Source organism: Streptomyces sp. NBC_01485, from assembly GCF_036227125.1.
Classification (GTDB): domain Bacteria; phylum Actinomycetota; class Actinomycetes; order Streptomycetales; family Streptomycetaceae; genus Streptomyces.
The window spans coordinates 6,800,508-6,821,790 of record NZ_CP109435.1 but is presented as its reverse complement, the minus strand read 5'-3'; the positions used below and the strand labels follow the sequence as shown (position 1 = coordinate 6,821,790).

Annotated in this window: 26 protein-coding genes; 1 reads left to right on the top strand and 25 read right to left on the bottom strand. The window is 70.5% G+C overall.

Annotated elements, in window-relative coordinates:
• Positions 1–149: 149 nt before the first annotated feature.
• From rlmN to rpsB, 8 genes are all read right to left on the bottom strand, one after another.
• Complete coding sequence (gene rlmN / locus OG352_RS31005) at positions 150–1,256, bottom strand: 23S rRNA (adenine(2503)-C(2))-methyltransferase RlmN (RefSeq protein WP_329221470.1); 1,107 nt, start codon at positions 1,254–1,256, stop codon at positions 150–152.
• A 43-nt stretch (positions 1,257–1,299) separates the two neighbouring features.
• A complete protein-coding gene (locus OG352_RS31000; protein WP_329221468.1) occupies positions 1,300–1,476 on the bottom strand; it encodes a hypothetical protein in 177 nt (58 codons plus the stop codon).
• A 26-nt stretch (positions 1,477–1,502) separates the two neighbouring features.
• Positions 1,503–1,955, bottom strand: coding sequence for an SRPBCC family protein (locus tag OG352_RS30995; RefSeq protein WP_329221467.1), 453 nt, complete (start codon positions 1,953–1,955; stop codon positions 1,503–1,505).
• Between the two features lie 134 nt (positions 1,956–2,089).
• Complete coding sequence (locus OG352_RS30990) at positions 2,090–3,271, bottom strand: phosphatidate cytidylyltransferase (RefSeq protein WP_329221466.1); 1,182 nt, start codon at positions 3,269–3,271, stop codon at positions 2,090–2,092.
• On the bottom strand, positions 3,271–3,828 hold the full coding sequence (gene frr, locus OG352_RS30985; protein WP_093780078.1) for a ribosome recycling factor: 558 nt from the start codon (positions 3,826–3,828) through the stop codon (positions 3,271–3,273). The genes OG352_RS30990 and frr overlap by 1 nt, the downstream gene beginning before the upstream one ends.
• Before the next feature lie 196 nt (positions 3,829–4,024).
• Positions 4,025–4,783, bottom strand: coding sequence for a UMP kinase (pyrH, locus tag OG352_RS30980; RefSeq protein ID WP_329221464.1), 759 nt, complete (start codon positions 4,781–4,783; stop codon positions 4,025–4,027).
• Positions 4,784–4,959: 176 nt separating this feature from the next.
• Complete coding sequence (gene tsf, locus OG352_RS30975) at positions 4,960–5,805, bottom strand: translation elongation factor Ts (protein ID WP_329221463.1); 846 nt, start codon at positions 5,803–5,805, stop codon at positions 4,960–4,962.
• A gap of 156 nt (positions 5,806–5,961) precedes the next feature.
• Positions 5,962–6,945, bottom strand: coding sequence for a 30S ribosomal protein S2 (gene rpsB / locus OG352_RS30970; RefSeq protein WP_329221462.1), 984 nt, complete (start codon positions 6,943–6,945; stop codon positions 5,962–5,964).
• A gap of 279 nt (positions 6,946–7,224) precedes the next feature.
• Here rpsB and OG352_RS30965 point away from each other — a divergent pair, with 279 nt between their 5' ends.
• Positions 7,225–7,893, top strand: a complete 669-nt coding sequence (locus OG352_RS30965) for a M23 family metallopeptidase (protein WP_329221461.1) — start codon at positions 7,225–7,227, stop codon at positions 7,891–7,893.
• A 1-nt stretch (position 7,894) separates the two neighbouring features.
• On the opposite strand, the gene OG352_RS30960 is transcribed toward OG352_RS30965, so the two are convergent.
• The 17 genes from OG352_RS30960 to OG352_RS30880 all read right to left on the bottom strand — a co-directional run bounded on the left by OG352_RS30960 (position 7,895) and on the right by OG352_RS30880 (position 21,055).
• Positions 7,895–8,452: a TetR/AcrR family transcriptional regulator gene (locus tag OG352_RS30960; protein WP_329224028.1), complete on the bottom strand. Its 558-nt coding sequence runs from the start codon at positions 8,450–8,452 to the stop codon at positions 7,895–7,897.
• A gap of 127 nt (positions 8,453–8,579) precedes the next feature.
• Positions 8,580–9,422, bottom strand: a complete 843-nt coding sequence (whiG, locus tag OG352_RS30955) for an RNA polymerase sigma factor WhiG (protein WP_327318138.1) — start codon at positions 9,420–9,422, stop codon at positions 8,580–8,582.
• A gap of 264 nt (positions 9,423–9,686) precedes the next feature.
• Positions 9,687–10,847, bottom strand: coding sequence for a DNA-processing protein DprA (gene dprA / locus OG352_RS30950; protein ID WP_329221460.1), 1,161 nt, complete (start codon positions 10,845–10,847; stop codon positions 9,687–9,689).
• A complete protein-coding gene (locus OG352_RS30945; RefSeq protein WP_329221459.1) occupies positions 10,844–12,469 on the bottom strand; it encodes a YifB family Mg chelatase-like AAA ATPase in 1,626 nt (541 codons plus the stop codon). The genes dprA and OG352_RS30945 overlap by 4 nt, the downstream gene beginning before the upstream one ends.
• 1 nt (position 12,470) lies before the next feature.
• Entirely contained in the window at positions 12,471–12,860 is a 390-nt protein-coding gene (locus OG352_RS30940; RefSeq protein WP_329221457.1) for a YraN family protein, read from the bottom strand.
• A 117-nt stretch (positions 12,861–12,977) separates the two neighbouring features.
• A complete protein-coding gene (locus OG352_RS30935) occupies positions 12,978–13,286 on the bottom strand; it encodes a DUF2469 domain-containing protein (protein WP_005311352.1) in 309 nt (102 codons plus the stop codon).
• A gap of 56 nt (positions 13,287–13,342) precedes the next feature.
• The gene (locus tag OG352_RS30930) at positions 13,343–13,879 is read right to left on the bottom strand and encodes an NUDIX hydrolase (RefSeq protein ID WP_329221456.1); all 537 of its coding nucleotides are present in this window, start codon (positions 13,877–13,879) and stop codon (positions 13,343–13,345) included.
• On the bottom strand, positions 13,869–14,651 hold the full coding sequence (gene lepB, locus OG352_RS30925) for a signal peptidase I (protein ID WP_329221455.1): 783 nt from the start codon (positions 14,649–14,651) through the stop codon (positions 13,869–13,871). The genes OG352_RS30930 and lepB (OG352_RS30925) overlap by 11 nt, the downstream gene beginning before the upstream one ends.
• Positions 14,652–14,793: 142 nt before the next feature.
• Entirely contained in the window at positions 14,794–15,777 is a 984-nt protein-coding gene (gene lepB / locus OG352_RS30920) for a signal peptidase I (RefSeq protein ID WP_329221453.1), read from the bottom strand.
• Complete coding sequence (gene lepB / locus OG352_RS30915) at positions 15,665–16,768, bottom strand: signal peptidase I (RefSeq protein WP_329221452.1); 1,104 nt, start codon at positions 16,766–16,768, stop codon at positions 15,665–15,667. The genes lepB (OG352_RS30920) and lepB (OG352_RS30915) overlap by 113 nt, the downstream gene beginning before the upstream one ends.
• Positions 16,761–17,492: a signal peptidase I gene (lepB, locus tag OG352_RS30910; protein WP_329221451.1), complete on the bottom strand. Its 732-nt coding sequence runs from the start codon at positions 17,490–17,492 to the stop codon at positions 16,761–16,763. Before lepB (OG352_RS30910) ends, lepB (OG352_RS30915) begins: the two co-directional genes overlap by 8 nt.
• Positions 17,493–17,537: 45 nt before the next feature.
• Positions 17,538–17,888 (bottom strand): 50S ribosomal protein L19, encoded by a 351-nt coding sequence (gene rplS / locus OG352_RS30905; protein WP_329221449.1) that lies wholly within the window; start codon positions 17,886–17,888, stop codon positions 17,538–17,540.
• 137 nt (positions 17,889–18,025) lie between these two features.
• Positions 18,026–18,859, bottom strand: a complete 834-nt coding sequence (trmD, locus tag OG352_RS30900) for a tRNA (guanosine(37)-N1)-methyltransferase TrmD (RefSeq protein WP_329224027.1) — start codon at positions 18,857–18,859, stop codon at positions 18,026–18,028.
• Complete coding sequence (rimM, locus tag OG352_RS30895; protein ID WP_329221447.1) at positions 18,859–19,419, bottom strand: ribosome maturation factor RimM; 561 nt, start codon at positions 19,417–19,419, stop codon at positions 18,859–18,861. Before rimM ends, trmD begins: the two co-directional genes overlap by 1 nt.
• Before the next feature lie 84 nt (positions 19,420–19,503).
• The gene (locus OG352_RS30890; protein WP_005479813.1) at positions 19,504–19,743 is read right to left on the bottom strand and encodes an RNA-binding protein; all 240 of its coding nucleotides are present in this window, start codon (positions 19,741–19,743) and stop codon (positions 19,504–19,506) included.
• 5 nt (positions 19,744–19,748) lie between these two features.
• A complete protein-coding gene (gene rpsP, locus OG352_RS30885) occupies positions 19,749–20,171 on the bottom strand; it encodes a 30S ribosomal protein S16 (protein WP_329221446.1) in 423 nt (140 codons plus the stop codon).
• Between the two features lie 287 nt (positions 20,172–20,458).
• Positions 20,459–21,055: a hypothetical protein gene (locus OG352_RS30880; RefSeq protein WP_327318127.1), complete on the bottom strand. Its 597-nt coding sequence runs from the start codon at positions 21,053–21,055 to the stop codon at positions 20,459–20,461.
• Positions 21,056–21,283: the final 228 nt, after the last annotated feature.

Sequence of the window (21,283 nt, the reverse complement as noted above, 5' to 3'; positions counted from 1 at the left end):
CGCAACAGCTCGAGTGATGACCGAACTTCCTACCCAGAATGACCTGGGCGAGGTTCAGAGGGTCTGCGGGCCTGGATGCCGCACTCTCAGCGCTGTGGCGCTCCCCTGTCGGAATATGAAGATGTGTGTACGTGTGTACGGTTCTCAGACTACCGCTCGGTGGCGGCGAGCTGACCGCACGCCCCGTCGATCTCCTGACCACGGGTGTCGCGGACGGTGACGGGGACCCCGTGCGCGGCGATCGCCTCGACGAACGCCTTCTCGTCCTCGGGCCGGGAGGCCGTCCACTTCGAGCCCGGGGTCGGGTTGAGCGGGATGAGGTTGACGTGCACGGGCTTGCCGCGGAGCAGTCGCCCGAGCCGGTCGCCACGCCAGGCCTGGTCGTTGATGTCCCGGATCAGGGCGTACTCGATGGACAGCCGGCGCCCGGACCGCTCGGTGTACGCGAACCCGGCGTCCAGCACCTCGCGCACCTTCCACCGCGTGTTCACGGGGACGAGGGTGTCGCGCAGCTCGTCGTCGGGGGCGTGCAGGGAGATCGCGAGCCGGCACTTGAAGCCCTCGTCGGTGAACCGGTGGATGGCGGGCACGAGCCCCACCGTCGACACCGTGATGCCCCGCTGCGAGAGGCCGACCCCGTCCGGCGCCGGGTCGGTGAGCGCGCGAATCGCACCCACGACGCGCTTGTAGTTGGCGAGCGGCTCGCCCATCCCCATGAAGACGATGTTGGACAGCCGCGCGGGCCCGCCGGGCACGTCCCCGTCCCGCAGCGCCCGCATCCCGTCGACGATCTGGTGCACGATCTCGGCGGTCGAGAGATTCCGGTCCAGCCCCGCCTGCCCGGTCGCGCAGAACGGGCAGTTCATCCCGCATCCGGCCTGCGAGCTGATGCACATCGTCACCCGGTCCGGGTAGCGCATCAGCACCGACTCCACGAGCGTGCCGTCGAACAGCCGCCACAGCGTCTTGCGGGTGGTTCCCTCGTCCGTCGACAGATGCCGTACGACCGACATCAGGTCCGGCAGCAACGCCTCGCGCAGCTTCTCGCGCGCACCGGCGGGAATGTCCGTCCACTCGGCCGGGTCGTGCGCGTAGCGAGCGAAGTAGTGCTGCGAGAGCTGCTTCGCACGGAACGGCTTCTCCCCGATCTCCGCCACGACCTCCTTCCGCTCGGCGGGCGAGAGGTCGGCGAGGTGCCGCGGCGGCTTCTGGGCTCCGCGGGGGGCGACAAAGGTGAGTTCTCCGGGCTTAGGCATAGCTTCACCAGTGTCGCAGATCCACTCCGATGCCCCGGCCGCCTCAGAACAGCCCGCCGATCACCGCGAAAACCCAGGTGCCGTAGGCCTTCGTGCGATGCCAGCCGCCGCAGTACAGGCGAGGCTTGCGCCTGCCGTCCTGCGTCAGCAGTGCTGCGCACCAGCGGCACGGCAGATCGCCGTAGTACGTGCCGTCGTCCCCCAAGCGTGCCTGCCCCATGAGACGGGACCCTACCGCCGACAGGCCTACGCGGCCCGGTGCTCCAGCCGGTCCTTCAGCAGTCGTTCGTTGTGCGGCAGCTCCTTGCGGACCTGGGGGCGGACGACGAGGGGCAGGAGGACCTTGCCGATGCCGTGGCCCTCGAAGTCGAGGTCCATGGTCACGCGGGAGCGGCGGCCGTCGTCGAGCGGGGTGATCTCGCCGCGGAAGTGGCCGCGGATGGGACCGTCGACGCCCTCCATGGCCCAGGCGTGCGGTGGGTCGAACTCGGTGTACTTCATGGTCATCGGCATGTCCCGGCGGCGGCCGACGTGCCGGGTGATCCGCAGCCGGGAGCCGACGCCGGTCGGCCCGGGGTCGAGCGGCTCCGCCGAGACCGCGCTCTGCTGCCATTCCGGCAGGTGGGAGGGGTCGATGACATACGCCCAGACGTCCTCGGGGCTGCGGTCGACGTCGATCGTTTCACGGAAGTCGGACATGAAAGCCCGCCCCCTTCCAGGGGTCCCCCCGAATGGATTTCCCCGCTCTTTCACCATACGGCGACTTCACCGAACGGCGACGGGCCCCCGCCCTGGAAGGACGGGGGCCGTCGCGCAGCGCGTGTACGAGCAGGTCAGCCGGAACCCACGAACAGGACGAGCAGCAGCCACACCACGGGAGCCGTCGGCAGCAGGGAGTCCAGCCGGTCCATGATGCCGCCGTGGCCCGGGAGCAGCGTGCCCATGTCCTTGATGCCCAGGTCCCGCTTGATCATGGACTCGCCCAGGTCGCCGAGCGTGGCGCTGGCCGCGACGGCGAGGCCCAGCAGCAGGCCCTGCCACCAGGTGCCGTCGTCGATCACGAACTCCATCAGCAGCGCACCGGCGACCATGGCGAACGCCACCGCGCCCAGCAGGCCCTCGCGGGTCTTGCCGGGACTGATGCGCGGGGCGAGCTTGGTCCGGCCGAAGCGCCAGCCGACGGCGTACGCGCCCGTGTCGCTGACGACCGTCAGCAGCAGGAACGTCATGACGCGCAACGCCCCGTCGTCGGCGGTGAGCATCAGGGCGACGAACGTGGCCAGGAACGGGACGTAGAAGGCGGCGAAGACACCGGCCGTGACGTCCTTGAGGTAGCCCTCGGGCGGTTCCGTCATCCGCCAGACCAGCACCGCCAGCGCGGTGAGGGCCATCGCGACCCAGGCGCCCTCGGGACCCCGGACGTATCCGGCGACGACCATCGCCGCACCGCCGACCGCGAGCGGCACGAGCGGCGCCTTGATGCCCTTGCGCTCCTGGAGCCTGCTGGTCAGTTCCCACAGACCCACCACGACGGCGACCGCTATCACGCCGATGAACACGGCCTTGACGACGAACAGCGACGCCACGATCACCGCACCGAGCCCGACCCCGACCCCTATGGCCGCGCCCAGGTCTCGGCCCGCACTCTTCTTCTGCGGTGCGGGCGCCGGGTGAGAGGCGTCGGGCATGGGCTCCGGATTCTGCGGCACTGCCGCAGCGGGCTGTGCCGACGGGGTGTCGTCACCGTAGGCGGCGCCGGCGTGGGCGGCGCCGCCGTAGGTCTCGTCTGGGAACAAGGGACCGCCCAGCCGAGCGGCCCCCCGGTCGTCATCCTGGTCACCGCCGTGTGCGGGTACGTCGGGGACGATGGGCATGGGGCGAGTCTGCTGCGCCTCAGGCGCATCGTACGCGGGACCCGCCGGGGCGGCTCCCTGTACGGGCCCCTGGTCGACGGGCCCCCAGTACCCGGCCCGCGACCCGGCGTGTGGCGGTGAGCCCCAGGAAGAGTCGTTCATCAGACCTCGAGCAGCTCCGCTTCCTTGTGCTTCAGGAGCTCGTCCACCTGGGCGACGTACTTCGCGGTGGTGTCGTCGAGCTCCTTCTCCGCACGACGGCCCTCGTCCTCGCCGACCTCGCCGTCCTTGACGAGCTTGTCGATCGTCTCCTTGGCCTTGCGGCGGATGGACCGGATCGAGATCTTGGAGTCCTCGGCCTTGGTCTTGGCGACCTTGATGTACTCCTTGCGGCGGTCCTGGGTCAGCTCCGGGAACGTCACGCGGATGATGTTGCCGTCGTTGCTCGGGTTGACGCCCAGGTCCGAGTCCCGGATCGCCTGCTCGATGTTGCGCAGCGCGCTCTTGTCGAACGGCGTCACGACCGCCATGCGCGGCTCCGGCACGGAGAACGAAGCCAGCTGGTTGATCGGCGTCAGCGCGCCGTAGTAGTCGGCCACGATCTTGTTGAACATCGCCGGGTGCGCACGACCGGTGCGGATCGCGGCGAAGTCCTCCTTGGCGACCACGACCGCCTTCTCCATCTTCTCCTCGGCCTCGAGGAGGGTCTCTTCGATCACCACTTGCTCCTGCGTGTCTTGAGTAGGCCCGGCTGCGGTTCCCTGTCGGTGGCGGCGGCCGGCTGCGTCGCGTCTTCTTCCTGCACGGTTCCCGACCGGCAGGACATTGTCCATCCCCCGACCAGGGTCCGTCCCCCGGTCAGGTGTTGTCGTACGAAACCGGGGTTCTACCGGTGATGAACCGGGGGTTGGCCGGTCAGGACCGGCTGCCCTGCTCACCCACAAGCGTGCCGATCTTCTCACCCTTGACGGCGCGAGCGATATTGCCCTCGGCCAGGAGCTCGAAGACGAGGATCGGCAGTTTGTTGTCGCGGCACAGCGTGACGGCGGTGGCGTCGGCGACCTTCAGCTCGCGCGTGATGACCTCGCCGTAGCTGAGGGCGTCGTACTTGACGGCCGTCGGGTTGGTCTTCGGGTCGGAGTCGTAGACGCCGTCCACGCCGTTCTTGCCCATCAGCAGCGCCTCGGCGTCGATCTCCAGGGCGCGCTGGGCGGCGGTGGTGTCGGTGGAGAAGTACGGCATGCCCATGCCGGCGCCGAAGATGACGACGCGGCCCTTCTCCAGGTGGCGCACGGCGCGCAGCGGGATGTACGGCTCGGCGACCTGGCCCATGGTGATGGCGGTCTGCACCCGGCTGTCGATGCCCTCCTTCTCCAGGAAGTCCTGGAGGGCGAGGCAGTTCATGACCGTGCCGAGCATGCCCATGTAGTCCGAGCGGGCCCGGTCCATGCCGCGCACCTGCAACTCGGCGCCGCGGAAGAAGTTGCCGCCGCCGATGACGACCGCGATCTCGGCGCCGTCCCGGACGACGGCGGCGATCTCACGGGCGATCTTGTGCACCACGTTGGGGTCGACGCCCAGGCCGCCGCCACCGGCGAAGGCCTCTCCGGACAGCTTCAGCAGAAACCGGCCGCTCACCTTGCCGTCGTCGCTCTTCTGGTCCTTGGTGGTCATGGCGTTCTCCTCATGGTGCACATACGAGAAGGCCATTGCCGGTGGGGTGTCGAACGCATCCCATGCGCGGCAATGGCCTCCTCGTCAGATCTGCTGTCGTCCGTCACCCGCGTGACGGCGTACCCGGACGACTGCTACCGACCCTATCGGGACCGGGCGTCCGTCGCGGTACGGACTCAGATGCCGACCTTGATGCGCGAGAAGCGCTTCAGGGTGACACCGGCCTCGTCCAGAACCTTCTGGACGGACTTCTTGTTGTCGAGCGCGTACGGCTGACCGAGCAGCGTGGCGTCCTTGAAGAAGCCGTTGAGGCGACCCTCGACGATCTTCGGCAGGGCGGCCTCGGGCTTGCCCTCGGCGCGGGTGGTCTCCTCGGCGACGCGGCGCTCGGACTCGACGACGTCGGCCGGCACGTCCTCCTTGGAGAGGTACTTCGGCGCGAAGGCGGCGATGTGCTGGGCGATGCCCTTGGCGACGGCAGCGGCCTCGTCGGTCTGCTTGTCCAGCTCCACGAGGACACCGATCTGCGGCGGCAGGTCGGGCATCGTGCGGTGCATGTACGCGGTCACGAAGCCGTCGGTGAACTGCGCGAAGCGGTCCAGCACGATCTTCTCGCCGAGGTTGGCGTTGGCCTCGTCCACGAACGCCTGGACGGTCTTGCCGGGCTCGATCTCGGAGGCGAGGAGCGCCTCGATGTCGGCCGGGGAGGACTTGGCGACGTGCTCGGCGATCGTGTTGGCGACGGCCTGGAACTTGTCACCCTTGGCGACGAAGTCCGTCTCGCACTTCAGCTCGACGATGACACCGGAGGAGTTGTCGTCGGCGATGATCGAGACGACAGCGCCGTTCTCGGCGGAGCGGCCCTCGCGCTTGGCGACGCCCTTCTGGCCCTTGATCCGGAGCGCCTCGACGGCCTTCTCGACGTTGCCCTCGGCCTCGTCCAGCGCCTTCTTGCAGTCCATCATGCCGGCGCCGGTGAGCTCACGGAGCTTCTTGACGTCGGCGGCGGTGTAGTTCGCCATGATCTGTGAATCTCTCTCGGAGTTCGAAGTCTCGAAGATCTACGAAGATCTGGGGGCTGTGGGTGAACGGCGGGCGGCGTACTCGACGCCTCCCGCCGTCACTTCGTCCCTACGGCCGTACGGTCGCCGAGGCGTCCGCACGGCCCACGGCCTGACTCAGGCCTGCTCGCCCTCGGCGGCCGGAGCGGCCTCGGCGACGGGGGCTTCCTCGGCGGCGGGAGCCTCAGCAGCGGGGGCTTCCTCGGCGGCGGGGGCTTCCTCGGCGGCGGGGGCTTCCTCGGCCGGAGCCTCGACAGCGGCGGCCTCGGCGTCGGCCGGCTTCTCAGCGGCCTCGACGGTCTCGGCGGCCTCGCCGGAGTCCGCCTTCTTCTCGCCCTCGAGCAGGTCGCGCTCCCACTCGGCGAGCGGCTCGGCGGCGGCCTTCTCGCCCTTGTCACCGGTGGCGACGCGGGAACGGGAGATGAGGCCCTCCGCGACGGCGTCGGCGATCACGCGGGTGAGCAGGGTGACGGAGCGGATCGCGTCGTCGTTGCCCGGGATCTTGTAGTCGACCTCGTCGGGGTCGCAGTTGGTGTCGAGGATGGCGACGACCGGGATGTTGAGCTTCCGGGCCTCACCGACCGCGATGTGCTCCTTCTTGGTGTCCACGATCCAGACGGCGCTGGGCACCTTGGACATCTCGCGGATACCACCGAGGGTCTTCTCCAGCTTGGCCTTCTCGCGGGAGAGGACCAGGAGCTCCTTCTTCGTCAGACCCGAGGCGGCGACGTCCTCGAAGTCGATGAGCTCGAGCTCCTTGAGGCGCTGCAGACGCTTGTAGACGGTGGAGAAGTTGGTGAGCATGCCGCCCAGCCAGCGCTGGTTGACGTAGGGCATGCCGACGCGGGTGGCCTGCTCGGCGATGGCCTCCTGCGCCTGCTTCTTCGTGCCGACGAACATGACCGTGCCGCCGTGGGCGACGGTCTCCTTGACGAACTCGAAGGCGCGGTCGATGTACGACAGCGACTGGAGCAGGTCGATGATGTAGATGCCGTTGCGCTCGGTGAAGATGAAGCGCTTCATCTTCGGGTTCCAGCGACGGGTCTGGTGACCGAAGTGGACGCCGCTTTCCAGCAGCTCCCGCATCGTGACGACGGCCATGGCCGTTCTCCTCGGGTTCTCGGTTGTACCGCGGGAACCGGACGGCTCCCGCGCCTGACGCCCACTGTGCGCCGAGCCACGAAGGACCGAGGGGCGCGGATACCGGGAGACCGACCGTGGCCGGACCCCGATACCGGGGCGTGCGAAGTCGACCCGGTGACCCGGATCGCCAGAAGAAGTGTACGGGACCCGCGAGGCACCGGGTGACGCCGCTGTCCACAACCGGTGAGTTGTCCACAGGCCCCGGCGGTGATCGGCGAGGCGCGGAACGGTCTTCCCATGTATGCGAAGTATGCGAAGCGATACCTGCACGCGCAGCGCCGCCTCGGCGGCCTGGCGCTGCTCCTGTCGATCACGCTGATCACATTGATCACGCTGACCGCGATCCTGACGTCCGTGGCGTGGGCGGACCCGCAGGCCCCACCGCGCGCCCTCACGCCCCCTCCGTCTCCCTCTTCGTCCGTCTCTCCCGTCCCGGCGATCGGCCGGGCGTGGCCGGTGGGCACGCGTCCGGCGGTGGTCCGCGGCTGGGAACCGCCGGCGACGGCGTACGCCCGCGGCCACCGGGGCGTCGACCTGGCGGCGCCGCCGGGCGCCCCGGTCCGGTCGGTGGCGGCCGGCCGCGTGTCCTTCGCGGGCCGGGTGGCGGGCAGGGGCGTCGTGTCGGTGGAACTGACGGCGACGGGCCTGCCACCCCTGCGGACGACCTACGAGCCGGTACGGGCGTCGGTGCGCAAGGGCGACGAGGTGGCCCCGGGCCAGATCGTCGGCACGGTGGAAGGGATGGGCGGGCACTGCGCGGGGACCTGTGTGCACTGGGGGCTGCTGAGAGGCGAGGCCTACCTGGACCCGCTGTCGCTGCTGCCCCCGTGGCTCCTGCGGAGGGGCCCGTCCCGACTGCTGCCGGTGCTCGGCGTGCCTCTGCCCCTGCCCGTGTCCCTGCCCTGACTCAGCCGCGGACTCCCCGCAGCACCATCCCCACCGCCGCGTCCGTGATCGCCGAAGGGTCCTCCGCCGCTCCCAGCTCGATCCGCCGTACCGCCGCGTCCACGACGCCCTGCAACAGCATCGCCGCGAGCCGGGGCTCGGTGTGTCCCAGCTCCGCCAGCGCCTCCCCGATCATCGTCACGAGCCCGCCGTGCGCCGCCCGGATCTTCTCCCGGGCGCCCGCGTCCAGCTCGCTCGCCGAGATCGCCACGACGGCCCGGTGCCGGCGGTCGCCCACCAACGCGAGCTGCCGCCGCACATACGCCTCGACCTTGGCCTCCGCCCCGTCGGCGGCGGCCATGGCCGTCTCGACCTCCGCCGCCCAGACGGGAAAGTCGACCTCGCACAGTTCCTCGACCACGGCGGCCCGCGACCTGAAGTACTCGTACACGGACGAGCGCGCGAGGCCCGTCCGCTCGGCGAGGGCCGGGAAGGTCAACGCCTCCGTACCGCCCTCGGACAACAGGGAGCGTGCCGCGTCCAGCAGGGCGGCACGCTGCATCGACCGGTGCTCGGCCACGGAGGCCGCTCGAATCCTTGGCACGTCAACCACTCTACGGACGCGCCAGCCCCAGTGGGAGGGACCGGCCCCTATCCGTGCCCCGTCCCGCCCTCATCGGGCCCACATCCGGCCCGCATCCGGCCGGTCAGCGGCCGAAGCTCGCGAGTTTCGCGCGCAACTGGAGCACGGACTTGGTGTGGATCTGACTGACCCTGCTCTCGGTCACGCCCAGCACGTTCCCGATCTCGGCGAGCGTCAGGCCCTCGTAGTAGTACAGCGTGACGACCGTCTTCTCCCGGTCGGGCAGCGTGTTGATCGCCCGCGCGAGGAACCGCCTGAGCTCCCGGTCCTCGGCCACCTCCACGGGGTTGTCCGCGGCGGTGTCCTCGAGGGTGTCCATCAGGCTCAGCCGGTCGCCGCCCTCACCCCCGACGTGCAGCAGCTCCTCCAGCGCCACCACGTTGGCCAGCGACAACTGGCTGAACACGGCGTGCAGTTCGTCCACCGCGATGCCCAGTTCGGCGGCCACCTCGCACTCCGACGGCGTCCGCCGCAACCGCGCCTCCAGCGTGGCGTAGGCCCGCTCGACGTTGCGCGCCTTCTGCCGCACCGACCGCGGGATCCAGTCCAGCGCCCGCAGTTCGTCGATCATCGCGCCCCGGATCCGGGTGATCGCGTACGTCTCGAACTTGATCTCCCGGTCGATGTCGAACTTCTCGATCGCGTCGATCAGCCCGAAGACCCCGGAGGACACGAAGTCGGCCTGCTCCACGTTGGGCGGCAGACCGACGCTCACCCGTCCCGCCACGTACTTCACCAGCGGCGAGTAGTGCAGGATCAGCTGCTCCCGCAGCCGCTCGTCCCCCGTCGCCTTGTACGACCGCCACAGCTCGTCGAGCGTCGAGGGAGCGGGCGGCCGCACGCTGCCACCGTCGCGGGCGGCTGGGGGGATCGCCGCCCGGTCGGACCCGGAGGTGTGCTGGGGCATTCGTCGCCTTGTGCCGTTCTGCCGTGAAGTGTGCGAGGTGGGTACCGCGTGGTGCAGAGGTGCCGGTCTGTGCCGGAATCCTCGTGAGCGTAGCGTGACTGGAGTGTCGCGGTGCGCGAAGGGCGTGGCGGGGCGGGTACGCAGATACGTTCCGCTGGACGCACTCCAGGGTCACACCAGTCGCTGTGGGTGATCACCGGGATGGGTCAACTGCCGGGATTCCCAAGGCTTTCGGCGTTCCCCCGGACGGCCGAACACCCTGGGTCAACACGGGCGCCGGCCTTCTCGAACGGAGACCATCGCCTGGCGTGTCAACTTCCAGCCGTCGCCGTGTCGTTCGACGTAGCCGAGCGCTCTGAGTTCGTACAGTCTCGCGATCGCGTCGTCCGGTGTGGTGCGGGCCTCGCGGGCGATCTCGTCGACCGCCGCGGGTCTGCGGGCGGGGAGCGCGGCCAGGACGCGCCGGGCGGCCGGCTCCAGCAGGTCGCGCGGCAGCACCGGCCCGCGCCGGTCCGGGGCCAGCTCGCCCATGTCACCGACCAGTTCGACGACCTCCGCGGCGTCGGTGACCAGCACGGCTTCGCCCCGCAGCAGCTCGTGCACGCCTGCGGAGAGGCCACTGGTCGCCGGCCCCGGCACCCCCATCGTGTGCCGCCCCAACCGCTGCGCCGCCCGCGCGGTGACCAGCGAGCCGCTGCGGTACGCCGCCTCGACGACGACCGTGCCCCGGGTGAGGGCGGCGATCACCCGGTTCCGCAGGATGAACCGGCTCGGCGTCGGATGGTCGCCGGGCGGCAACTCCCCGACCACCAGGCCCTGTTCCGCGATCCGGTTGATCAACTGGGTGTGGCCTCGCGGGTAGGGCTGGTCGACTCCGCAGGCGAGGACGGCGACGGTGGCGCCGCCCGTGCCGAGGGCGCCCCGGTGGGCGGCCCCGTCGATGCCGTAGGCCCCGCCGGAGACGACCACCCACCCGCGTTCGGCGAGGCCGCAGGCGAGCGTGGTGGCCATGTGGGCGCCGTACTGGGTGCAGGCGCGGGCGCCGACGACCGCGACCGACCGCAGCGCCCACATCCGCAGACTGGGCCGCCCCCGCACCCAGAGTCCCAGCGGCCGGGCGTCCCCGAGCTCGTCCAGCGGGCCCGGCCACTCGGTGTCCCCCGGGCACACGAACCGCACCCCGGCCTCCTCCGCGACGGCCAGGTCCCGTTCCGGCTCGGCCCGCCCGGCGCGCGCCCGCAACCCGGCCCACCGCCGCGCGGTCACCCCGGGCAACATCTCGCCGTCACCCCGCAACCGCCGCACCACCTCCAGGACGCCCCGCTCCCGCACCCAATACCCGCCCACCTCGTCGCCGGGCTCGATGACCCGCCCGAGAAAGACCCGGGCGAGCCGCTCGTCGGCCGGGTCGCCGCCGCCGTTCACGTCCGGGCCCCGATGGCCATCGGCACCCCGTGCGGCACCCCCGTGCGCAGTTGCAGGGCCAGGGTCACGTCCCTGACGTCGGGCCGGTCGTGACCGGCCAGGTCGGCGACGGTCCAGGCGACGCGCAGCACCCGATCGAGCCCCCGGGCGGTCAGCATCCCTCGCTCGAGGTTCCGCTCCGCCTCGTCCATGGCGCCGATCGCGGCATGCCAGCGGTTGCGCAGCTCACGGCCGGGGATCTCGCTGTTGGTCCGCCACCCGGTGCCCGCCAGCCGGGCCGCCGCGCGTTCCCGGGCGTCCCGGACCCGGTCGGCGACGGTCGCCGTGGAGTCGCCCCCGGGACCGCGGTGCGCCAGCTCGGCCCGGCCGACCGGATCGACCACGACCCGCAGGTCGACCCGGTCGAGCAGCGGGCCGGAGAGCCGCGCCTGATAGCGGCGGACCACCGAGGTCGGACACTCGCAGGCGGCGTCCCGCTGCGAGAACCGGCCGCAGGGGCACGGGTTGGCCGCCAGCACCATCAGGAACCGCGCCGGGAACCGCACCACCCCCGCACTGCGCGCGATCACCACGTGCCCCGCTTCCAGCGGCTGCCGCAGGGCGTCGAGGGCGTGGCTGCCGAACTCGGGGGTCTCGTCGAGGAAGAGCACGCCCCGATGGGCCAGCGAGACGGCTCCGGGTCGGGCGAACCCCGCCCCGCCCCCGACCAGCGACTGCATGGTGGCCGAGTGGTGCGGGGCGCAGTACGGGGGCACGTCGATGAGGGGCTTGCCGGGTGGCAGCAGCCCGGCCACCGAGTGGACGGCCGTGACCTCGAGCGACTCCTCCCGGCTCAGCCGGGGCAGCACGGCCGGAAGCCGCTCCGCGAGCATCGTCTTGCCCGCGCCGGGCGGTCCCTCCAGGAACAGGTGGTGTCCGCCCGCCGCGGCGACCTCCACCGCGGTCCGCGCCGCGCTCTGCCCGACCACGTCCGCGAGGTCGTGCCCCTGGTCCTGCTGGGCGGCGCCCATGCTGTGCATGCCGGTGGCCGCGCCGGTGCCGGGCATCCGCAGGCCGGCCAGGAGCGGATCCGGGCGGCCCGCCTCGTCCGGCTCCTCCTCGGGGACGGGCTCGTCGGCGAGGACGGCGATCAGCTGCCGCAGGCTGCGCACCCCGAGCACGGAGATGCCCGGCACGAGCGACGCCTCGGCCGCGGCGCACTCGGGCACGACCACCTGTTCGTATCCGGCCTCGGCGGCGGCCAGCACCGCGGGGAGGATGCCCCGGACCGGGCGCACCCGCCCGTCCAGGCCCAGTTCCCCGATCATCACGATGTCGGCGAGCACCCGTGGGTCGATCCGTTCGGCCGCGCCGAGCACGGCGCTGGCGATGGCCAGATCGAAGCCGCTTCCACTCTTCGGCACCGAGGCCGGGCTGAGTCCCACGGTGAGTTTCTTCTGCGGCCACTCGCCGCCCGAGTTCACCACCGCCGCCCGCACCCGGTCCCGGCTCTCGCTCAGGCTCTTGTCCGGCAGCCCCACCAGCGTGAAGGCCGCCACGCCCGGTTCGAGGTCGGCCTGCACCTCGACGACGACCCCCTCGACGCCCACCAGCGCCACCGAGCACGTACGCGCGAACCCCATCTCAGGCCACCCCCCGCGCGTGCTCGACGACGGCCGCGCCGCGGCGGGGCAGGACGACACCGATCAGGTCGATGCGGACACCGCCCGGCGGGGCTCCCCCGTGCGCCTGGATCCACCGCCCGGCGAGGCCGCGCAGACGTTCGGCCTTCTCCGGTGTCACCGCCGCCATCGGGTGCTGGAATCCGCCGCCCCTGCGGGTCTTCACCTCGCAGACGACCAGGACGTCGCCGTCCCTCGCGACGATGTCGATCTCACCGGTCCTGCCACAGCGCCAGTTGCGCTCCAGGACCGTCATCCCGGCCTCGGCCAGCCGTCGTGCGGCCAGCTCCTCGCCGTACCTGCCGAGTGCGCCTCGGGCCAGATCCGTGTTCGGGTTCGTGTTCGTGCTCATGCGGGCACCACCTCCGGCACCCACGTTCACGCATCCGCCGCCACGAAAAGGATCTTGGTGGAGAACTCGGCGGCTGTGGAAAACTCCGTCACCCGCACGAGCGCACGGCTACGGGCCTCAGCTCCCCGGAAGCTCCAGATCGCTCTTGTTCAGCTCCTCGATGTTCACGTCCTTGAACGTGAGCACCCGCACCTGCTTCACGAACCGGGCCGGCCGGTACATGTCCCACACCCAGGCATCGGCCATCGACACCTCGAAGAACACCTCTCCCTGGACCGAGTGCACCTGCATCTCGTAGTCGTTGGTGAGGTAGAAGCGCCGCTCGGTCTCGATCACGTATTTGAACAGACCGACGACATCGCGGTACTCCCGGTAGAGCTTCAGCTCCATCTCGGTCTCGTACTTCTCGAGGTCCTCGGCGCTCATGGCATGTTCCCCTTCAGCCGTGCGATCCACCCATTGTGCGCCAGTCCCGTGCGCCTCTAGACGATTTCCGTGTCAAGGGTTACGGGTCCTGCCGGGGGACCTTCGTCGAGCAGCGTGCGCAGCAGCTCGGCGAGTCTGGTCGGATACACCGTCTCATGTGCCTGGGTCAGTTCCCGACACGTCCACCAACGCGCTCCGGCGACAGTGCGCCGCTCCAGCTCGGTCAAGGCCGTGGCCCGGGTCGCGGTCACGGTGGTACGGGCCAGGTAGTACCACTCGTCCTGGTCCCAGCGGCGGCCCGCGAACGGGAAGGAGCACGTCCGCCGCCACAGCACCGGCCCGAGTTCGACCTCGGTGATGCCGGTCTCCTCGGCGAGTTCCCGCAGCGCGGCCTGCGCACGGGTCTCGTCGCCCTCCACCCCGCCGCCCGGCGTGAACCACCAGTCGTCGGCCGGGTCGTCCGGCTCGTGGCCGTGCAGCAGCAGGATGCGGTCCTGCGGGTCGAGGAGGACGACCCGGGCGACCTTGCGCAGCCCGCCCTCGTACGAGTCGACGCTCCCGCCCGCCGGCCCGTCCGCCGGCTCAGCCGACACCGGCCGGCTCCGGCTGGGGGCGGGTACGACGGCCGGACGTCCGCTTGGCGACCGGGCCGTACGCGGCGCCGCCGAGGATCAGCACGACACCGGCGACGATCAGCCAGCCGATCGTCCGCAGCGGACCCGGCTCGGAGAGGGCGCCGAGCGCCTCGAAGCCCGTGGGGCGTTTCAGCATGCCGTTCATGGGATAGACGACGGCGTCGACGCGGGCCGTGACGGCGCTGCGCGCGACGGTTCCCTGGGCCGCGTCCGTGAGGTGGGCGGTGGAGTCCAGGGAGCCCTGCCGCTCGTCGCCGAGCAGGAAGAGCCTGCCCTCGGGGACCTTCACGGTCGGGAAGTTCTTGATCTCGGCCAGGCTGCCCGCGGGCAGATACGGTTCTGCGATCTGCTTGCCGTTGACGGTCAGCTTGCCGTCGGTGCAGCAGGAGACGGTGTCGCCGCCGACCGCGACCACCCGCTTGACGACGAGCGCGTTGCTCACCCACGTCTTGTCGCTGAAGACGACGACGTCCCCGCGGCGCACCTCGCCGCCGTCGATCCGCTGCGCCAGCACCCGGTCGCCGGAGCCGATCGTCGGACTCATGGAGCTGGTGGGCACGGTGTACGGCCGGTAGATGAGGGCCCCCCAGGCGAACCCGCCGAGGAACAGCACGAGGCCCAGTGCGACGGCCAGGCCGGACAGTCGCTGTCCGGTCCGGCTGCCCACCGGGCCACTGCTGGTGCCACCGCCACTGTGCGGGGCCGTACGCGTCGTGCTCTCGCCACCCATGGGTCCGCACCCTACCCGGCGGTACCGAACCGGGTCAGCCCCTCTTCCCCGGACTTGCCCGGGCTTCGGCCGTCTTCGCCGATCATGTGCCCGAGCGTGGTCACAAGCTTGGGAAAGGGTTTGCCGAGTGAAGGCCGGAAGGTCAGCGGACCTCGGAGTCCTCGGTGCGCCGACGGCGCCACAGGACCACCGGCACGACCCCGGCGAGGGCGAGGCCCTGCGGGGCGACCGTCAGGGCCGCGGATGCCGAGGACTGGTTGCCCAGGCCGGTCTGGTCGAAGGTGTCCGGCACGGGCAGCGTGCCCCAGTGGTTGAGCGGCCACGCCTTGACGATGGCGCGCCCGACGACCTGGTTGACGGGCACCATGCCGTGGTTCTTGTCCGACTGGTTGTAGCGCGAGTCGCGCGAGTTCTGGCGGTGGTCGCCCATGACCCAGACGGAGCCCTTGGGGACCTTCACCGTGAACTGGCCGCCCTGGTCGTCCTGGCTGCACGGGGTGTTGCCGGGGTACACGTACGGCTCGTTGAGCGCCTTGCCGTTGACCGTGAGCGGGCCGGTGCCCTTGCAGGAGACGGTGTCGCCGCCGACGCCGACGACCCGCTTGATCAGGTCCTTCTCCTCCGCGGACGGCATCAGGCCGATCCAGCTGAGGAAGGTCTGGAAGGCGTTCGGATCGGCGGTGTTCTCGCCGGCCAGCCAGTCGGCGGGGTCGTGGAAGACGATGACCTCGCCGCGCTCCGGCTCGGAGCCGAACCACGGGGTCAGTTTGTCGACGAGGACCCGGTCGCCCACCTTGAGCGTGTTCTCCATGGAGGCCGACGGAATGGAGAACGCCTGCACCAGGAACGTCTTGATCAGCAACGCGAGGACGAGCGCGATGCCGATCAGGATCGGCAGCTCCTTCCAGAAGGAGCGCGGCTTCTTCGCCTTCGGGGTCGAGTCGCCGCCCGAACCCTCACCACCGGAACGGGGCGGCTCGTCCGCCGGCGGACCCTCGCCGCCTGCCACCGGGTCATTCCCTGAGGTCACGGCGCCGTCCGCGGCCGGGTCGGCTGCTTCCACGGACCGCCCGCGGTGATCCTCGCCGTCGTGCCCGGACCGTGCGCCAACCGCCACATCCCCCACGCCAACTCCTTACTCCGTGCCGCTGCCTGCCCCACATACGACGCAGACCCACCACTCCCATAACGAGCGGGAGTTCCGCAGGGCTCGGGAGTTGTCGAATCGATCCGTTCGGATCGCCGGGTGCAACCCTATGCGACTGCCGGGCGGACGCGGTCGCCGTGGCGGTCGAGCCGGTCACGGAAGAGAAAGTTTGCGGTTCCTTGAGACGGACCACGTGCCCCACCGGCCAGGCGATGACCATGGCCCGGCCCACCACCTCGCTCTCCGAGACGGTGCCCCCGTAGTCGGTGTTCTGATGGGCCCTGGAGTCCGCGGAGTTGGCCCGGTGGTCGCCCATCACCCACAGCCGCCCCTGCGGGACGGTGATGTCGAACGCCGTGCTGGAGGGCTCGTTGCCGGGGTACAGATAGGCCCCCTCTTCGAGGGGGGCCCCGTTGACGGTCACCCGCCCCTGTGTGTCACAACACACGACACGGTCACCGCCGACCCCGACCACCCGCTTGATGAGGTCCTTCTCGTTGTCCGACGGCAGCAGACCGATGAAGGTGAGCCCTTCCTTGACCTGCTTGACGACGACCGGGTCCTCCTTCTTGGTGCCGGTCTGCTCGTCGGCGAGCCAGCCGCCGGGGTCCTTGAAGACGACGACGTCCCCCCGCGTGGGCTTGGAGCCGAACCACGGGGTGAACTTGTCGACCAGGACCCGGTCGCCGATCCGGATCGTCTGCTCCATGGACCCGGACGGGATCACGAAGGCCTGCACCAGGAACGTCTTCAGGACCAGCGCTATCAGCACGGCGACACCGACCAGGAGCGGTATCTCCCGGACGGCCGAGCGCCTGCGCTTGCGCTTGACCTTGCGCTGCAGCTTGCGCCGCTCCGCGCGCGAACGGCCGGCGCCGGACGACGAGCCGGCCGTGCGCCGGACGCCGGTGGGCAGAAGCTGCTCCGCGGCGGAGTCGGGAACGCCGCGCGGTTTGCCGCGGTTACCCATGGACCCCCTCCGCGCCGGGCACGCGCGCGTAGGCGCTCGGGCGGGTCAGGCCGGTGAGATGCGCAGAGGGCCAGACGATCCAGTCGGCGCGGCCGATCACGTCGTCGACGGGGATCATGCCGCCGCCCGGTGAGCCCAGGTGGTCCCGGGAGTCGCTGGAGTGACTGCGGTGGTCACCGAGGACGAAGAGGGTGCCCGGGGGCACGACCACGTCGAAGTCCACCGTGGACGGACCGTCACCGGGATACAGGAACGTCGACTCGTCGACCGACCGCCCGTTCACCTGGATCCTCCCCTCCTTGTCGCAGCAGACCACGTGATCTCCCCCTACACCCACTACGCGCTTGATGTAGTCGGAGTTCCCGAAGTACCCGGTGCCGTCGAACACAATGACGTCGCCGCGCCGCGGCTCGGCACCGAAACGGTACGCCAACTTATTTACGAGAACCCGGTCGCCGATCCTCAATCCGTTCTCCATGGATCCGCTGGGAATCTGGAACGGTTGCGCCACGAAGGCGTTCAGGAGCAGCAAGAACAGCAGGCAGACCAGCAGGGAGAGGCTGATCCGGCCGCCCGGGAGCCACTGGGTGAAGCGCCCCGCCAACGCGAAACGCGACCGTCCCTCCGGTCCTTCGGTGTCCGGGGCCTCCTGGGAGGCGTCCGCGGAAACGGAAGGGCTGGAGGAGCGGTCGCGCTCCGTCGGCTGCTGAGCTTCGGTGTCCATCGGGGCCAGATGTTATCCGGCCCCGTCATGAACCCCTCAGGGCGCTCAGTTGTCGCGCTTCTCCTTGATCTTCGCGGCCTTGCCGCGCAGCTCACGGAGGTAGTACAGCTTCGCGCGACGCACGTCACCGCGGGTGACGAGCTCGATCTTCTCGACGATCGGGGTGTGCACCGGGAAGGTGCGCTCGACGCCGACGGAGAAGGAGACCTTGCGGACCGAGAAGGTCTCGCGGACACCGGAGCCCTGGCGGCGGATCACAACGCCCTTGAACTGCTGCACACGGGAGCGGTTGCCCTCGATGACGCGCACGTGGACGTTGACGGTGTCGCCCGGGCGGAAGGCCGGGACGTCGGTGCGCAGCGACGCGGCGTCGACGGAGTCGAGCAGGTGAGACATTTCGTCTGCTTTCTTCGCTGATGCCACAGGTCATCAACGGAACTAGAAGTTCGGGGATTGAGTGCCGTGTGCCCGTCGAGGCGGGCGTCGTGTCCCCCTGCGGCAGGGGCGCACACCGGACGGCGCACAACAGCGACCTATTCTTCCATGCCCTCGGTCCTGCGCCAAAATCGGCCGTACGGCTCACCCTCCGGGTCGGGCGCCCAGCCCAGGATGGAGAGCATCTCGCGGTCCTTCTTGTCGAAGGTCCTGGGCTCGCAGCGCGCGATCAGGTCGGGCCGGTTGGCCGTCGTGCGGCGCAGCGCCTCGTCGCGCCGCCAGCGGGCGATCTTCCCGTGGTGGCCGCTCAGCAGCACCTCGGGGATCTCCCGGTCGCGCCAGGCGGGCGGCTTGGTGTAGACGGGGCCCTCCAGGAGGTTGGCCATGGCGCCGGGGGCGAAGGAGTCGTCGCGGTGGGACTCGGCGTTGCCGAGCACCCCGGGCAGCAGCCGCGCCACGGCCTCGGTGACGACCAGGACGGCGGCCTCGCCGCCGGCCAGGACGTAGTCGCCGATGGAGACCTCGTAGACGGGGATCCGGGTGGCGTACTCGTCGATGACACGCCGGTCGATGCCCTCGTAGCGGGCCGGCGTGAAGATCAGCCAGGGGCGCTCGGAGAGCTCGACGGCCAGCTCCTGGGTGAAGGGGCGGCCGCTGGGCGTCGGCACGACGATCGCGGGGGCGTGCGCGCCCCGCTCGTAGCCGTCGGCGAGGACGGAGTCGAGGGCATCGCCCCAGGGGTCGGTCTTCATGACCATGCCGGGTCCGCCGCCGTACGGGGTGTCGTCGACCGTGTTGTGCCGGTCGTACGTCCACTCCCGAAGGTCGTGCACCCGCACGTCCAGCCGGCCACGCGCGCGTGCCTTGCCGACGAGGGAGACGTTCAGCGGGTCGAGGTACTCGGGGAAGATCGTGACGACGTCGAGGCGCATCACGCCGTGCCCTCGCCTTCGGCCGCGTCCCGTTCGGAGGCGACCTCCGCCTGGTCGTCGATCAGTCCCGGCGGCGGGTCGATGACGGCCCGCTGCTCCTCGAGGTCGATCTCGACGACGATCGCCTCGACGAACGGGATCATCACCTCGGTGCCGTCGGGCCGCTCGACGATGAACAGGTCCTGGGAGGGCAGGTGCGAGATCTCGGTGATCCGGCCGACCTCGGCGCCGTCCTTGGTGACCACGTCCAGGTCCATCAGCTGGTGGTCGTAGTACTCGTCCTCGTCCTCCGGCAGCTCCTCCGGATCGACGTCGGCGATCAGGAGGGTGTTGCGCAGGGCCTCGGCGGCGGTGCGGTCGCGTACGCCCTCGAAGCGCAGCAGGAGGCGGCCGCTATGGACGCGGCCGGTCTCGATGGTGAGCGGGCCGGTGGCGGCCGGATCGGTGGCCAGCACGGCACCGGGGCCGAGCCGGAGTTCCGGCTCGTCCGTACGGACCTCGACGGTGACCTCGCCCTTGATGCCATGGGCGCGGCCGATGCGAGCGACAACCAACTGCACTTCTCTGGATCTCCTGTCGTAACGACTACGGGCCGGGGACGGCCCAGTGGCCCTCCCCGGCCCGAGCCGGTGCTGCGAAACGCGTCAGCGGACGTGGTCCACGTCGACGAGGTCGACGCGGACGCCCCGGCCGCCGATGGCGCCCACGACGGTGCGCAGAGCGCGTGCGGTGCGGCCGTTGCGGCCGATCACCTTGCCGAGGTCGTCCGGGTGGACCCGGACCTCGAGCACGCGACCGCGGCGCAGGTCGCGCGAGGCGACCTGCACATCGTCGGGGTTGTCGACGATGCCCTTCACGAGGTGCTCAAGCGCCTCTTCGAGCATGCTGCTCAGGCCTCGGTCGGCTCAGAGGACTCAGCCGCAGCCTCGTCCTTCTTCTCAGCCTTCTTCTTCTGGGTGATGGCCTCACCCTTGCCCGAGTCGTCGCCACCGAGGGCCTCGAACAGCGGGCGGGCCTTCTTCGGCTCGGCGACGAGCAGCGGCGCCGGGGCGGGCTCGCCCTTGAACTTCTGCCAGTCGCCGGTCTTCTTCAGAATGGCGAGAACCGGCTCGGTCGGCTGCGCGCCGACACCCAGCCAGTACGCCACACGGTCGGCGTCGACCTCGATGATCGACGGGTGGTACGTCGGCTGGTACTTGCCGATCTCCTCGATCGCACGGCCGTCACGACGGGTGCGGGAGTCGGCGATGACGATGCGGTAGTGAGGCGCACGGATCTTGCCCAGACGCTTCAGCTTGATCTTGACTGCCACGGGAGTGAAACTCTCCTGATTTTGACGTGATTGGGCACGGCGAGATTGCCGCGTGGGGTTGCGGTACCCGAGTGCCCGATGGACGCGTCAGCCGGAGGAGAGAGGGGTCCTGTGCGACTGTCGAGTACAGCTAGCCATTGTGCCACACCGCACGGGGCCCTTCCGGCCGCGGGTGGTTTCCGGGCATGCGTGAGGGGCGCCCGGCGCCTGCGGGGAGCCGTCGACCGACGGCGCCCCGCACCACGCTGAACCGGCAGCCACGAGATGCCGGTGCACGACCGCCGTGACTAGGCCGCGCCGGCGATCTCCGGGATCCGGAACGGCTTGCCGCAGCCCCCGCACACGATCGGCGCCTGGGCCAGGACCGACGGCACGACCCGCACATTGCGTCCGCAGTCGCACACGGCCTTGACGCGGACGCCTCCGCCGGAGGAGCCGTGCCGGGCCGCGGGGCCGCGGAAGCTGCGGGTGGTGTCGGAGGAGGTGGCCGCCAGGTGGGCCTTGAGGGCCCGCTGGAGGCGCTCGATGGTCGGCCGGTAGCGACGCTTGGCCTCGGGGTTGAGCGTGACCAGCGAGAAGCCACTGCTGGGGTGGGGTTCCTCGGGGTGGTCCAGGCCCATTTCCTCGGCGATCGCGAGGAATCTGCGGTTGTGGTAGCGGCCGGCACGGGAGGTGTCGCGGACGCCTCGGGCGGCGGCGATGCCATGGACTGCCTCGTGAAGCAGTCGCTCGAAGGAGAGCTCGTGACCGCAGGCGGACGACGACTCCCCGATCAGGGACTCTGGCGCGGCGAGATCCGGCAGTTCGGGGTGGTACCGCTGAATGTCGGCCCACGCCTCTGCCAGCTCTGCGGCGAGAACTGGTGGTGTCTGTGTCGTGCTCACGTAATGACAACGAGCGGGAGTGCCCCTGTGTTCCTATTCCGGGGCATCCCAAATAATTTGCACGTACCCGTCAGTTGGCACTGATGCGTCCGGACGAGGGCGGGTGCGCTGATCTGCGGAGAAGCCTCACAGCTCGTACCAAGCTGGTGCGTAGTCCTACGTAGTCCTCGGTACGACCCGGCGCGTAGACCATGTCCGGCGCGCCGGGGCACGGATGTTCCGCGGGGG